Source organism: Streptomyces bluensis (assembly GCF_014650715.1).
Taxonomy (GTDB): domain Bacteria; phylum Actinomycetota; class Actinomycetes; order Streptomycetales; family Streptomycetaceae; genus Streptomyces; species Streptomyces bluensis.
On sequence record NZ_BMVM01000009.1, the window covers coordinates 36,281 to 49,306 of the forward strand.

A 13,026-nucleotide genomic window follows, 5' to 3' on the forward strand; every position below is an offset into this window, starting at 1 on the left:
CGCAGAGTCTGATCCTGGCTTCTCTCCAGGATCAGACTCAAGGAGGTACTTCGTGCGACTCGCGACTGCGATGCGCGGTTTTGTCCCCGTGATGGCGCTGGCCGTATCCACGGGGGCGTTCTCCCTTCCCGCGTTGGCCGACGAGCACCAGAAGCGGGGCGGCGGCAAGAAGTCCGCCGCGGCCTCCGTGCCCTGCGGGGACTCGGCCGCACTGGTCACGGCGATCAGCACCGCCAACACCACCCCGGGAGGCGGGACCGTCTCACTGGCCACGGGGTGCACGTACACGCTGACCTCCGCGGCCGCGACCGGCTCCCACGGCCCCGACGGACTGCCGATCATCACCGGCAACGTGACCCTCAGCGGTATCCGATCCACCATCAACCGCAGTGCCACGGCAGCGGACTTCCGGATCGCGGAGGTCGCCCCGGGCGGAACTCTCACGGTCAGCGGGGTCACCCTGTCCGGCGGCCGGGCGACGACCCCGACGGCGGGCACCGACGGCGGCGGCATCCTCGACCTGGGCACACTCAACATGAGCCAGTCCACCGTCACCGGCAACACCGCGAGCAACGACGGCGGCGGCGTCGCGGTCGCCCCGGGCGGCACGGCGACCTTCTCGACCACCGGTCTCACCCAGAACACGGCGGGGGACGGCGGCGCCCTCCACGTCAACACGTCCGCCTCGGTCACCTACAACTCCGGCACGATCTCCGGCAATACCGGGGACAGTACGGGCGGCGGTGTGGCGAGCTACGGAACGACGCTGCTGAGCAGCGCCACGATCCAGAACAACACGACGACCAACTTCGAGGGCGGCGGTGTCTTCGGCGGAGCCGGGAACCTCACCGTCAACGCGAGCCAGGTCACCGGCAACAAGGCGGGGAGTTTCGGCGGCGGTATCGCGAATCTCGGAAGCACTCTGCAGGTGCAGACCACCTCCGTGTCGGGAAACACCGCCACACTCAACGGCGGCGGCCTGTTCAGCCACGCGGGCACCACGCAACTGATCGGAGGCAGCGTCACCGGAAACACGGCCAACGGCGGCCAGGGCGGCGGAATCTTCTCCGACGGCGGAACGGTGTCGCTCAGCGGGACCACGGTCACCGCGAACACCCCGAACAACTGCGTCCCGACGCTCGCCGGCTGCACCGGGTGAGCCGCGGTGTAACTGCCTGAGCCCGCCTCCCTCTCCCCCCGAGCCCCTGGAATGACCTTCCAGGGGCTCGGGCGTTTGTCCGGCGCACTCCGGCGTACAGGACATGCAGGAGAAGCTTTTACATATGGTCACACAAGCTCCCTGAAATACCTTTTCGCCACTACCGCACTTATCACCCTTTTGGTTCACTCGAATAGAGCGAGGGATCCGGCACCACGATGGGTTAGGTGCCCCTCCCGTTCCACGCACGACTCGCCCTCCTGCAGCCGGCCCCGAGGCAACGAGTCCTCTCAAGTCGCCACCCCCTCACGCGGTTTTCGCTGAGCGCCGTGGCGACCCGGGCCCGAAAGGGTCCACGTCCTCCCACCCCGCGATGCCACTCCCTCCTCTCCGCACCCACGGGAACCGGCGCGTCAGCGGCCGCGGGCCTCAGTCCGTCCGCTCCCCGCGCCCCCTCCGCAGCACAACCCGATCGACAGGAGAAAGCTCATGGCAACCATCACCTCGCTGGTGGACACGACGACCACCACCAACCAGGGCAAGGTCGGCGACACCGTCAACATCAACGGCACCGCGCTGGGCACCACCACCTCGGTGAACTTCGGCGGGACCACCGTCACCCCGACGTCCGTCTCCGCCACTCTGGTCACCTTCGTGATCCCCTCCACGGCCCCCTGCGCGGGCCAGGTCCAGGTCAGCGTCAACCTCTCCAACGGAACCAAGAGCAACGCGCTGCCGTTCTTCATCGTCTCCTCGCCCAGCACCGCCACGGCGAGCCCGACGTGCCTGCCCACCACCGGGGGCGCGCTGACGATCACGGGCACCGGATTCGCGTCCGGTGGTCAGGTCAACGTGGGCACGCTCACTCCGGTGACGTTCGCCGCCGGCGGCAGCAACACCACGCTCACCGTCACCGCTCCGGCTCACACCCCGACCGGCTGCTCGGACTCCCAGCCGATCACGGTCACCACACCCGGCGGCACCGGCACGACGGGCACCGCGTTCGTCACCTACCAGAAGGCGCCGACCATCACCGGCACTTCTCCGGCCTCGGGCCCCATCGGAACCTCGGTCACGATCAACGGCTCGTGCTTCGACAACCTCATCTCGGTGACGTACACCGACTCGACGGGGAACACGGAGACCGACACCACCGCCGCCAGCTTCGGCACCTTCGTGCTCAGCACCGTGCCCGACAACACGCTGGTCCCGGACAACGCGACCCCGGGCACCATCACCGTCACCACCTGCGGCGGCTCGACCACCACCCCGTTCACCATCACCACCTGACAGAGCCCGACGGGTGACCGATGGCACGACCCACGGCCGTCGCCGACCGCGTCATGTGACGCGGCCGGCGGCGGCTCCCCTCCCCGCGCCCTGACCGGCAGTCACCGGTCAGGGCGCGGTCGCCCTCACGGCACGAGAAGGAGAAAAGCGTCATGGCCCCTGTAGTGACGAGCGTCAGTCCCACCCAGGGCACTCCGGCGGGGGGCACCCCCGTCACGATCACCGGTTCCGGTTTCACCGGTGCCGTCGCGGTCAGGTTCGGCTCCAACCTCGCCACCAACGTGGTGGTGGTGAGCGACACGCAGATCACGGCCAAGACTCCCTCAGGCAGCGGCACCGTCAAGGTCACGGTCACGGGGCCATCGGGGACCAGCACGGACAACGTGTTCTTCACCTACACCACCGTCACCGCCCCCACCATCACCAGCCTGGTCCCGGCCGGCGGACCCACCTCGGGCGGCAACAGCGTCATCATCAACGGCACCAACCTCACCGGCGCCACCCAGGTTCTCTTCGGCTGCAATCCCGCCACCATCATCAGCAACACCGGCACTCAAATCACCGTCACCGCCCCGGCAGGGCCGCCGTCCGCGGTGAACGTGACCGTCACCACGCCGGGCGGCATCAGCAACCCCCTGCCGTACGTCTACGTCACCGCCCCGACCGTCAGCGGTGTGAGCCCGCAGTTCGGTCCGAGCTCCGGCGGTAACACCGTCACCATCACCGGCAGCAACCTGTCCCTGGCCAGCGCCGTCCACTTCGGCCCCAACCTCGCCACCGCCCTCACGGTGGTCTCCGACAGCCAGTTGACGGTGACCGCCCCTCCCGGAACCGGCACGGTCGTGGTCACCGTGACCACACCGGGCGGCACCAGCACAGTGGGCCTCGGGAACCCGTACTACACCTATCTGGGTGCCCCCGTGATCACGACGCTTGTTCCGAACCACGGCCTGGCCTCCGGCGGTGACTCCATCACGATCGACGGCTCCAACCTCACGTACACCGACTCCGTGACCTTCGGGGGAGTCGCGGCTTCCTTCACCGTGGTCTCGGACACCGTGGTCGTCGCGACGACTCCGGCCCACGCGGCCGGAACGGTCAACGTCCAGCTCCACACCCCTGCCGGGAACAGCAACACCCTCCTCTTCACCTACGACCCGTCCTGACCCCTTGCGAGAAGCCTCGCACCCACAGACCGAGGGCCCCGCTCAGTGCGGGGCCCTGATTGCGTGACGGGAGCGAATCGCTACTTGACGGCTCCGAGCCCCTTCAGGACTCCGCGGGACACCGTCTGAGTCAGGTTGGCCGTGCCCTTGCCGTGCTTCGTCCGGCCGACCGGGTGGGCGCCAACGCCTTTCTGCGTCCGGGCGGTGACGTCGCCGAGGCCGTCGAGCAGCGACCCCCGGTCCGCGGACTGAGCAGCGAAAGCGGGCGAAGCTGCACCGGCGACGACAACGGACCCGGCGAGGACAGCGGCAACCTTCAGCTGCTTCATGAGGGCTCCTTTCTTCGGCAACACATGGTCACCAGAGGGGAATTCGGTTTCCAGGCATCGCATGCCCGGCCGCACTTCGCCGTGGCTAACGACAGCCAATCGGCTTGGAAACTCCTCCCAGGCCCAGCGCCAGGAACTCATACGAAAGGACCTGTTGCCGTCATGACGGCAACTCCTTCCACTCACGCGTACAGGATGGCCGGGACCCGATATCGGGTCCCGGCCATCCTGTACGCGCGGGTGGACTTACACGACGGGCGCCGACGGCACACGGGCGCCTCGGCCGTCTCGGTCGGTAGTCAGGACGCCTTGCCTGGAACGGTGAAGGTGCTGACGCAGTTGACCTGACCGCCCGAAGTCGGGCAGTCCTGCGTCGTGTCGTTGATGATGGTGATGTTTCCCTGCTTGTCGGTGGTGACCTGGCGCTCACGCACCTGGGAGCAGCGCGTGGTGCCGTTGCCGTCGTCGGCGCACCTGCCGGCATCACCGGCGAACGCCTGGACGGCGCCGGCACCGATCAGAGCAAAGCTCCCCAGGACGCCCACAGCCGCGACGATCTTCTTCGAATTGAGCATCTGTCTTTTCCTTTACAGTCGGCCCCGTGACTTGACTGCGGAGTCGTTCCGGATGCGTCGAGCCTTGAGGGCCGTCTACGCCTGATGAGCGCTTACTTGGCGGCGGGGGCGGCGACCTGAGTGCACTTCACGGTCTTGTGCTCGCTCTGGTCTTGGACCTGGATGCCGAGGACGTTGACCGCGAGATTGATGTCGCCGATGTTGATAACGCCCCAATTCACCTCGTCCGCCGAGCACTTCTGGTTCTGCTGGGGGGTGTCGGCCTTGGGCTTCGGGTCGCCGCCCGCAGCGTGGCCAACGCCGGCACCCAGCAAACTGACGCTGCCGAGCATGGCCACGGCGACTGCGGCCTTCTGGTACTTGCGCATTACCTCTCCGTTCTCGCGTTGACACAGCTCATAACGGGCTGGCCACCGACAGTCGCCAACTGTAGGTGATGTTTGCGGCGATTGGTGGATGAAACACCCAGACGCGTAAATGTCTTAAAAAAACTATGATCCAGTACTTATTCACACAAAAAGGTTGCCCCGGGGCTCGGTTCGAGCCCCGGGGCACACCTGAATCACCTAACCGGTGATCACTTACCGATGCCGAAGAGCTGAGTGCAGGCCACCGACGTGCGCTCGCTCTGGTCGATGCCCTGGAGGCCAGCACCGTTGACCGGAGCGAAGACACTGCCCGTCTCACTACCCATGATGGTGGTTTCGTCCGCCGAGCACCCCTGGCTCTGCTGGTTGTCGAGCTTGACCTTCGCGCCCCCGTCGGCGTGACCGGCGCCAGCGCCCAGGAAGCTGACACTGCCAAGCATGGCCACGACGACTGCGGCCTTCTGGTACTTGCGCATTACCTCTCCGTTTCTCACGTCAACACAGACCGCTACGGCCTGGTCACTGACATGTTCAACTTAGGTGATCTTTCGGACTTTTGCTACGAGAAACGCCCAACTATGCACACATCAGTAAAAACTGCACGTTGACCAACTCTCTTCGTGACCCAGCACGACCGGAACCGCGCGAGGACTTCCCAACTGCCCTGGTCCGCAAGGCCCGGACGGCGGCGACCGGTGGACCTGATACCGCCCGAAGGCTCCGCCGAATGGCCGAGCGGCTCCCGCCGGGGAGACAACTCACACGGGCCGCCGCAAGGGCGCACAAACAGCTGCCCCGGGGCTCGGATTCGAGCCCCGGGGCATACCTGAATCACCTAACTGGTGATCACTTCCCAAGCAGGAAGAGCTGGTCGCACTTCACCGACTTGCGCTCGCTCTGGTCGACGTACTGGAGGCCGGCACCGTTGATCGGAGCGAAGGCACCAAGCACCTCGCTGCCCGTGATGTTGGTCTCGTCCGCCGAGCACTCCTGGCTCTGCTTGTTGCTGAGCTTGACCTTCGCGTCCCCGTCGGCGTGGCCGACGCCGGCGCCCAGGAAACCAACACTGCCAAGCATGGCCACGACGACCGCGGCCTTCTGGTACTTGCGCATTACCTCTCCGTTCTCATGCCAACACGGACCGCGACGGCCCGGTCACTGACAGTTGCTTACCGTAGGGGACGTTTACGACTTTTGGCGAACGAAACGCCAAAGAGTGCAGGTTTCTCAAAAAGAACGGCGGGCCCCGGGGCCCGGACGCGTGGTCCGAGCCCCGGGGCCCGCCTGAATCACCTATCCGGCGATCACTTGCCGAAGATGGCGACCTGGTCGCAGTCCGCCACGTGGCGGTCGCTCTGGTCGATGATCTGGAGGCCGGCGCCGTTCACGGGAGCGAAGGCGGGGGCCGTCAGAGTGCCCGTGAGGTTGAATTCGTTCGCCGAGCACTGCTGGCGCTGGGCGCTGTCGAGATCGAACCCTCCGCCCTCGTGAGCCTGACCGACGCCAGCACCCAGGAAACCAACGCTGCCAAGCATGGCCACGACGACCGCGGCCCTCTGGTACTTACGCATTACCTCTCCGTTTCTCGTGTCGACACAGACCGTGATGGCCCGGTCACCGACTGCTTCAACGTAGGTGATCTTTCCGGCTTTTGCTATGAGCAACGCCCAACCAAGAAGATTTTCTGACAAATGCATGGCTCAGCAGTGTTGTGCATACGCCGGGTGGCCGAATCGGGGTGGCACGGGTGATCCGGAGATGTTCGCCGTGACCGGTTGGCAGGCGTCGCGTTGAAGGGGAAGTGCGGCCGCGTGTTCTGCTTCCGCACTCCCCGAGTCAGCAAGGAGAACGTTTGATGTCTCGCATCGCGAAAGTTGGCGCTGTCGCTCTCGGCACGGGCGCCGTGGTGCTCAGCGGGTCCGGTCTCGCCGGGGCGGACGCCGGCGCGAAGGCCGTTGCGGTCGGCTCGCAGGGCATCGCGTCCGGCAATGTGGTCCAGCTCCCGATCCACGTGCCCATCAACCTGTGCGGAAACACCGTCACCGGGCTCGGCGGTCTCAACCCCGCCCTCGGCAACGCCTGCAAGAACGGCGCCGACAAGAAGGACGCCAAAAAGAGCGTCAAGAGCGGCAAGAAGGCCCACCACCGGTACGGCCTCTGACGTCTTTCGTCCTGCCGCGGAGCCCCGACGTTCTCGAACGCCGGGGCTCTCCTCATGAACCGGATGTCATTGACCCGGTACACAGACAGAGGGACGGCCCTCGGATTTCACCGAGGGCCGTCCCTCTGTACGGATGAGCTCCGTTCTACATCCACAGGTTGCCGTGCACCGGCTTGACCTCGTTCAGTGCGGCCGCGGTCTCCTTCACCGTGGGGATCAGCGAGCCCTTGGCCCCGCCGGTCACGCCGCTGGGGATCCTGGTGGTCATGCCGCCGCTGAGGTCCGTGGACGCCAGGTCGGGGACAGCGTTGCCGACAGGCGCCTGAGCCGGGGCAGCGTTAGCGGCGGGCGCCTGAGCCGGAGCAGCATTCGCAGCCGGAGCCTGAGCCGGAGCCGGAGCAGGGTTGGCGGCCGGAGCCGGAGCCGGAGCAGCATGGGCAGCCGGAGCCTGAGCCGGAGCAGGGTCAGCGGCCGGAGCCTGAGCCGGAGCCTGAGCCGGAGCACTCGCCTGAGCCGGAGCAGCGTTGGCAGCCGGAGCAGCAGGGGCGGCCTGAGCCGGAGCAGGGTCAGCGGCCGGGGCCTGAGCCGGAGCACTCGCCTGAGCCGGAGCAGCAGTGGCGGCCTGAGCAGGAGCAGCATTCGCAGCCGGCGTCTGAGCCGGAGCACTGAAGCCAGCCGGCGCCTGGTCGGGAGCACTGTAGGTGGGCGACTGCTCGGGTGCGGTGGCCGCCAACGCGGGTGTGGCGGCACCGGCGGCGAGCAGGGACCCGGTAACGACGGCGGCAGCAGCCTTCAGGGACTTCATCGTGTTCCTTTCTTCGGCAACGCAGGTCGCCGGAGCAGAATTCTGTCGCCGTGCCTAACGAGCCCTGGCCGGGGCGGAAACCGGAGTGCCGGAAATTACGAATTCCTCATATGAGATCTCCGAAAACCGGGCCCGGGGAAGGGAAAGGATCCGGGAGGAGCGCGGGAAGAACAGCAGTCGTGGTGCCGCCCTTGGAGGGCGGCACCACGACTGGACGAGCGCGGGCGTACTGTACGACGCTCACAGGATCGACATCAGCCCCTGCAGCAGCGGAGCGATCACGGGAACTGTGACGGGCGGCGCCGAGGGCACGACGGTCGTTGTCTGCGTGCTGGACGCCACCGCGTCGGACGGGACCGCCGCATCGGACGTGATCGCCTCGTTCGCACCGATGCCGAGCAGCGCCTTGACGAGGCTTTCCAGCGACGCCAGCAGGTCGTCGGCTTCCGGAAGCGTGTCGCCGGCGTCGGAGGTGAGCGCCTCCAGGAGGCTGTCGACGTCCTCTTCAACGTCGTCCAGCACGTCCTCCGTGTCGTCCAGCACGTCGTCCACTGCGTCGTCCAGCGCGTCCGCCACCTCGTCCGTGTCGGACACGTCGGCCAGGGCGCGCTTCGCGGCATCTCCCAGTGTCCTGGTCTCGTCGGGGGACAGCCGGCCGTTGTCCGCCTTGAGTACGGCGTCCAGCAGGTCGGCGACCGGGGCGAGTTCGCCCCCGTTGATGGTCCTGACCTTTGCGAGAAGCACGTCCGCGCGCACCGGCCGCGCATCGGCCGACGCCGCGGGGCTGGTCTCGCGGGCCGAGTCGGCCGCCACGGCGGCGGGGCCGGTGATCCCGACCAGGAGGGCGGCGCACAGCGCGCTGGACGCGATGTGCCGTGCGGACAGAGCAGGCATGGGTCTTCCCTTCGGCGGGCGCTGAGTCTTGAGCCCACCGTGAAAGCGCCCACGCCGTCCCGCAACCGATCACGTACTTCTCCGTGATCCCGCGTTGCCCTCTGCCGCCGCGTCCTGCCTGATCAGACGATAAGTCAAGGTTGCAGCACCCCGGCCCCCGTTCGAGGGAACACCCTCGGCCGCTTCATCGGCCGCTTCATCGGCCGCTTCTCCGCCAGGGAACTCCCGGGCGTTCAGATTGAATGATTCCGACACACTTATCAGCTTTCATCGAATATCACCGTGTTTGTCCGGTTGGTGACTAGAGTTGCGAACCGCCCAACGCACTCCTCAGCACGGACACCCCTTACGCGTGCCGCTGCTGCCACCGTCACCCGTTCGAAAGGGCACCGCCGGTCATGCGCCATTCCTTGGGTCCGCTGCTTCCCCGTGCGGCCGTGGGCGTCCTCGCCCTTACCGCGATGTGGGCACCCGGCAGCTCCGCTGCCGCGCCGACCGCACCGCCCGCACCGGAGTCCCGCAGCGTCCCGTTCACCCAGCGCTACCGCGCGGTGCAGCACGGCGGGATCGTGCGCGCGGCCAACTCCTCCGTCACCTGCGAAACGGCCGCGTCGTCCTGTGGCGGCGCCCGCGACGGCAGCCGTGCGGCGGCGAACGGCGACTTCGAGATGACGTACGTCGACGTGGACAGCGACCCGAACACCTACAACTCCAGCCACGGCGAGCTCCGTCTGCCCAAGGAGGCACGCGTGACGTACGCGCGCCTGTACTGGGGCGGCAACCTGCGGGTCGGGGAGCAGAAGCCGCCGGAGGACAACGGGCGGGTGCTGATCGCGGAGTCCGGCGGCGCGTACAAGGAAGTGCTCGCGGACTCGGTCGTCGGGCACCAGGCGGAGCACGGCGCGGATGCCTTCCAGGCCTCCGCGGACGTCACGTCGCTGGTGCGGTCCACCGGTCCGGGGCTCTACACCGTGGCGCAGGTCAACGTGGCCAGGGGCCGCTCCGCCGTGGGCTCCTGGGGCGGCTGGACGCTGGTGGTGGCGTACGAGAAGGAGTCGGAGCCGCTGCGGCACCTGGGGATCTGGGACGGCTTCGACGCCCTCACGGCCGACCGGGACCTGGAGGTCCGGATGGCGGAGATGCCGTTCCCGGAGGGCGCGGGCGGGCGGGTCGGTCTGGTCGCCTACAACGGGGACCGCGGCTCTCCGGGCGACGCGTTCTCCGTGGCCGCGGGCGACCAGGGCGCGAGCGCGCTGGGCGACGGGGCCAACCCCCAGGACGACGTGCTGAACTCGACGATCAGCGAGTTCGGCGAGGCCGGCCCGGATCGTGCGCCCGCCCATCCGAACACGTTCGGCTACGACTCCGACGTCCTCGACCTGCGGGAGGGAATCCGGCGCGGCGGTGACCGCCTGACGTTCCGGGTCGCCTCGCGGCGGTCCCCCGCCTGGGTCGGAGCCCTCTTCGTCGCCGTGGACGCCAGGCCGTGACGCACGCCGTCCCGCACCGTGTCCATGAACAAGGAACCTCCGTGAACCTGTCACCGTCGGTCGCTCCTTCGCGTCCTTTGCGCATCCTGCACATCACCCAGCCCGTGGACGGCGGGGTGGCCCGCGTCGTGACGGACCTGACGCGGGCCCAGCTCGACGACGGACTGCACGTCACCGTCGCCTGCCCCGACGGTGGTCTCGGCTCCGCCCTGACGGCCCTCGGCGCGGACGTCCGGCACTGGCACGCGACGCGTTCGCCGGGGCCGACGCTCGCGCGGGAAGTACGGAACCTGCGGCGCGTCCTCGCCGACGTACGGCCCGACCTGGTCCACGCCCACAGCGCCAAGGCGGGGCTGGCCGCGCGGCTCGCCGTACGCGGGCGGATTCCCACCGTGTTCCAGCCGCACGCCTGGTCGTTCGAGGCCGTCGGCGGGGTCACCGCCTCACTCGCCCTCAGGTGGGAACGGTGGGGCGCCCGCTGGGCCGACCGGGTGGTGTGCGTGAGCGAGGCGGAGCGGGTCACCGGGGAGCGGGCCGGGGTACGGGCCCCGTGGCGGGTGATCGCGAACGGAGTCGATCCGGGGCGCTTCCGTCCCGCGGCACTCGGTGCCGTACGGGCCGGGATTCCGCTGCTCGCCGGGCTCGGCACGGACACGCCGCTCGTCGTGTGCGTGGGGCGGCTGTGCCGGCAGAAGGGGCAGGACATCCTGCTGACGGCGTGGCGGTCGGTGGTCCGGCAGGTGCCGGGGGCCCGGCTCGTGCTGGTCGGTGACGGGCCGGACGCCGAGGCGCTGCGGGCACTCGCGCCCGACGGCGTGCTGTTCGCCGGCGCCGCCCGCGATGCCGTGCCCTGGTACCAGGCCGCCGATCTCGTGGTCCTGCCGTCCCGCTGGGAGGGCATGGCGCTGGCGCCGCTGGAGGCCATGGCGTGCGGCCGTCCCGTCGTGACGACCGATGTGGACGGGGCCCGCGAGAGCCTTCCGTCCGGTCAGGAACCCGTGCCCGCCGAGGATCCGACGGCGCTGGCCCGCACGGTGACCCGGCTGCTGCTCGATCCGCCGCTGCGCGAGTCCCTGGGCCACCTGGGGCGCCGTCACGTTCTGACCCACCACGACGTGCGGCACACGGCAGGTGCCGTGACGGACGTCTACCTCGAACTGCTGGGTGACGGAAGCGGTGCGGGAGGCGAAGGCGCGGCCCGCTCCGGTCGCGCGCCGCGCGCCACGTCCGTCGAGCACACCCCCTGCGGGGAATCCACCGAGTACAGGGAGTCCATCCACTCGTGACTGCGGAAAGCACCGTTCCCTCCCCCGGCACAGAGTCCAGGGAGTACGGATCCTCGACTGTCTCGGTCATCGCTCCGCGCGGGACCACCGGTGGCACCGGGTTCCCGGCCGCGCGACGTCCCGCCCTGCACCGGCACGTCGCGCGGCTGGCACTGCTCACGGTGGACGCGGGTGCGGCGCTCCTCGTCGCCCTCGCGCTCACCGACGCCCGGACACCGTGGCGCCCGCTGCTGGTGGCCGGGATGCTGCTGGCCGTCGTGTGCCTGAACGCGCGGGCACTGCTGTACCGGCCGCCCGCCGTGCCCGCCGTGCTGGACGAACTGCCCGCCGTCTGCGCGCGGATCGCCGTCGGCTGGGCCGTGCTCGCGGCGGCGGTCGCGGCGTACTCCCCGGACCATGTGCTGTCCGCCGGCACCCTCGCCCTCGGCTGCGCCCTGCAGTCGGCGGCGAGCTGCGCGGGCCGGGGCGCGGTGCACTGGCAGCGGCGCCGGGCGCTGGTGCGCAGGCCCTGCGCGGCTCTGGTGGTCGGGCCCGCGGCGACCGCGCAACGCGTGGCCGCCGCGTTCCTGCGCCACCCCGGCTGCGGGCTGCGGCCGGTGGGCGTGGTCGCCGGCCAGCCGGCCGGGGACGAGGGGCTGCCGGTGCTCACCACCGACGAGGAGGTGCGGCGGGCGATCGTCCAGAACGGTGTCCAGGCCGTCCTCGTCGTGGGCCCCCGCACCGGCCACGGGCCGCTGCTGACGGCGCTGGCCGCCGCGGGGTGCGCGCTGTGGCAGGTGGACGCGGAGTCGCCGTCCTACGACCGGGCAGGTGAGCGCCTCGCCGGGTTCACGTGCCGTCGCCTGGAGCTGACGGCACGTCGTGAGGGTGTGCACAAGCGGGCGCTGGACATCGTTGTCTCCGGGACCCTGCTGCTTCTGGTCAGCCCGCTGCTGCTCACCACCGCGGTGGTGCTGCGGCTGAGCGAGGGGCCCGGCGTGGTGTTCCGGCAGGAGCGGATCGGCAAGGGCGGGCGGCCGTTCACGCTGCTGAAGTTCCGCACGCACCGCCCCGTCGACGCGCACGAGGCCGCGACCCGGTGGAGCGTGGCGAACGAGCACGAGATGCGCTGGTTCTGCCGCTTCCTGCGCAGGACGTCCCTGGACGAGCTGCTCCAGCTGTGGAACGTCCTGCGGGGCGATATGAGCCTGGTCGGGCCGCGTCCCGAACGGCCTTACTTCGTCGGCAAGTTCAGCGACATCCACCCGGGTTACGCGCAGCGCCACCGGATGCGGACCGGCATCACGGGCCTCGCCCAGGTCCACGGGCTGCGCGGCGACACCTCCATCGAGGACCGTTCGCGGTTCGACAACGCGTACATCGACGACTGGTCGCTGTGGCAGGACGTCTGCATCCTGCTGCGCACGGCGGTCGCGCTCGTCCGTCCCACGGGGAGCTGAGCCGTGGCCCTCCCCCAAGCTCTCGGCCCCGTACGGCCGGGGTGGTACCTCCCTCGTGTTGCCG

At 69.1% G+C, this 13,026-nt stretch carries 15 protein-coding genes; 7 read left to right on the plus strand and 8 right to left on the minus strand.

What is annotated here, in order from left to right; genetic code table 11:
* The first annotated feature begins 52 nt into the window (after positions 1 to 52).
* The 3 genes from IE262_RS22060 (at position 53) to IE262_RS22070 (ending at position 3,615) form a co-directional block, all read left to right on the plus strand.
* Positions 53 to 1,159 carry a right-handed parallel beta-helix repeat-containing protein gene (locus IE262_RS22060; protein WP_189875902.1) on the plus strand — a complete coding sequence of 369 codons (1,107 nt, stop codon included), beginning with the start codon at positions 53 to 55 and terminating at the stop codon, positions 1,157 to 1,159.
* Between the two features lie 489 nt (positions 1,160 to 1,648).
* On the plus strand, positions 1,649 to 2,449 hold the full coding sequence (locus tag IE262_RS22065) for an IPT/TIG domain-containing protein (protein ID WP_189875904.1): 801 nt from the start codon (positions 1,649 to 1,651) through the stop codon (positions 2,447 to 2,449).
* Between the two features lie 152 nt (positions 2,450 to 2,601).
* Positions 2,602 to 3,615, plus strand: a complete 1,014-nt coding sequence (locus IE262_RS22070) for an IPT/TIG domain-containing protein (protein WP_189875906.1) — start codon at positions 2,602 to 2,604, stop codon at positions 3,613 to 3,615.
* An 80-nt stretch (positions 3,616 to 3,695) separates the two neighbouring features.
* On the opposite strand, the gene IE262_RS22075 is transcribed toward IE262_RS22070, so the two are convergent.
* The 6 genes from IE262_RS22075 to IE262_RS22100 form a co-directional block, all read right to left on the minus strand.
* Positions 3,696 to 3,944: a hypothetical protein gene (locus IE262_RS22075; protein ID WP_134043073.1), complete on the minus strand. Its 249-nt coding sequence runs from the start codon at positions 3,942 to 3,944 to the stop codon at positions 3,696 to 3,698.
* 299 nt (positions 3,945 to 4,243) lie between these two features.
* Positions 4,244 to 4,519 carry a hypothetical protein gene (locus tag IE262_RS22080; protein ID WP_189875908.1) on the minus strand — a complete coding sequence of 92 codons (276 nt, stop codon included), beginning with the start codon at positions 4,517 to 4,519 and terminating at the stop codon, positions 4,244 to 4,246.
* A 92-nt stretch (positions 4,520 to 4,611) separates the two neighbouring features.
* Positions 4,612 to 4,887, minus strand: coding sequence for a hypothetical protein (locus IE262_RS22085; protein WP_189875910.1), 276 nt, complete (start codon positions 4,885 to 4,887; stop codon positions 4,612 to 4,614).
* Between the two features lie 209 nt (positions 4,888 to 5,096).
* Positions 5,097 to 5,363, minus strand: a complete 267-nt coding sequence (locus IE262_RS22090; protein WP_189875912.1) for a hypothetical protein — start codon at positions 5,361 to 5,363, stop codon at positions 5,097 to 5,099.
* Between the two features lie 370 nt (positions 5,364 to 5,733).
* Positions 5,734 to 6,000, minus strand: coding sequence for a hypothetical protein (locus IE262_RS22095; protein ID WP_189875914.1), 267 nt, complete (start codon positions 5,998 to 6,000; stop codon positions 5,734 to 5,736).
* 191 nt (positions 6,001 to 6,191) lie between these two features.
* Positions 6,192 to 6,458, minus strand: a complete 267-nt coding sequence (locus IE262_RS22100; RefSeq protein ID WP_189876262.1) for a hypothetical protein — start codon at positions 6,456 to 6,458, stop codon at positions 6,192 to 6,194.
* Between the two features lie 284 nt (positions 6,459 to 6,742).
* Between IE262_RS22100 and IE262_RS22105 the strand changes: the two genes are divergently transcribed.
* Complete coding sequence (locus IE262_RS22105) at positions 6,743 to 7,048, plus strand: chaplin (protein ID WP_134043055.1); 306 nt, start codon at positions 6,743 to 6,745, stop codon at positions 7,046 to 7,048.
* 145 nt (positions 7,049 to 7,193) lie between these two features.
* Here IE262_RS22105 and IE262_RS40210 read toward each other — a convergent pair whose 3' ends face one another.
* Positions 7,194 to 7,316, minus strand: a complete 123-nt coding sequence (locus IE262_RS40210) for a hypothetical protein (RefSeq protein WP_268249577.1) — start codon at positions 7,314 to 7,316, stop codon at positions 7,194 to 7,196.
* Positions 7,317 to 8,093: 777 nt separating this feature from the next.
* The gene (locus IE262_RS22110) at positions 8,094 to 8,747 is read right to left on the minus strand and encodes a hypothetical protein (RefSeq protein ID WP_189875916.1); all 654 of its coding nucleotides are present in this window, start codon (positions 8,745 to 8,747) and stop codon (positions 8,094 to 8,096) included.
* 398 nt (positions 8,748 to 9,145) lie between these two features.
* On the opposite strand from IE262_RS22110, the gene IE262_RS22115 reads away from it, so the two are divergent.
* The 3 genes from IE262_RS22115 to IE262_RS22125 are packed head-to-tail and all read left to right on the plus strand — an operon-like array spanning position 9,146 to position 12,962.
* Positions 9,146 to 10,237: a DUF3344 domain-containing protein gene (locus IE262_RS22115; RefSeq protein WP_189875918.1), complete on the plus strand. Its 1,092-nt coding sequence runs from the start codon at positions 9,146 to 9,148 to the stop codon at positions 10,235 to 10,237.
* Between the two features lie 41 nt (positions 10,238 to 10,278).
* Entirely contained in the window at positions 10,279 to 11,523 is a 1,245-nt protein-coding gene (locus IE262_RS22120; RefSeq protein WP_189875920.1) for a glycosyltransferase, read from the plus strand.
* Positions 11,520 to 12,962 carry an exopolysaccharide biosynthesis polyprenyl glycosylphosphotransferase gene (locus tag IE262_RS22125; protein ID WP_189875926.1) on the plus strand — a complete coding sequence of 481 codons (1,443 nt, stop codon included), beginning with the start codon at positions 11,520 to 11,522 and terminating at the stop codon, positions 12,960 to 12,962. Before IE262_RS22120 ends, IE262_RS22125 begins: the two co-directional genes overlap by 4 nt.
* Positions 12,963 to 13,026: the final 64 nt, after the last annotated feature.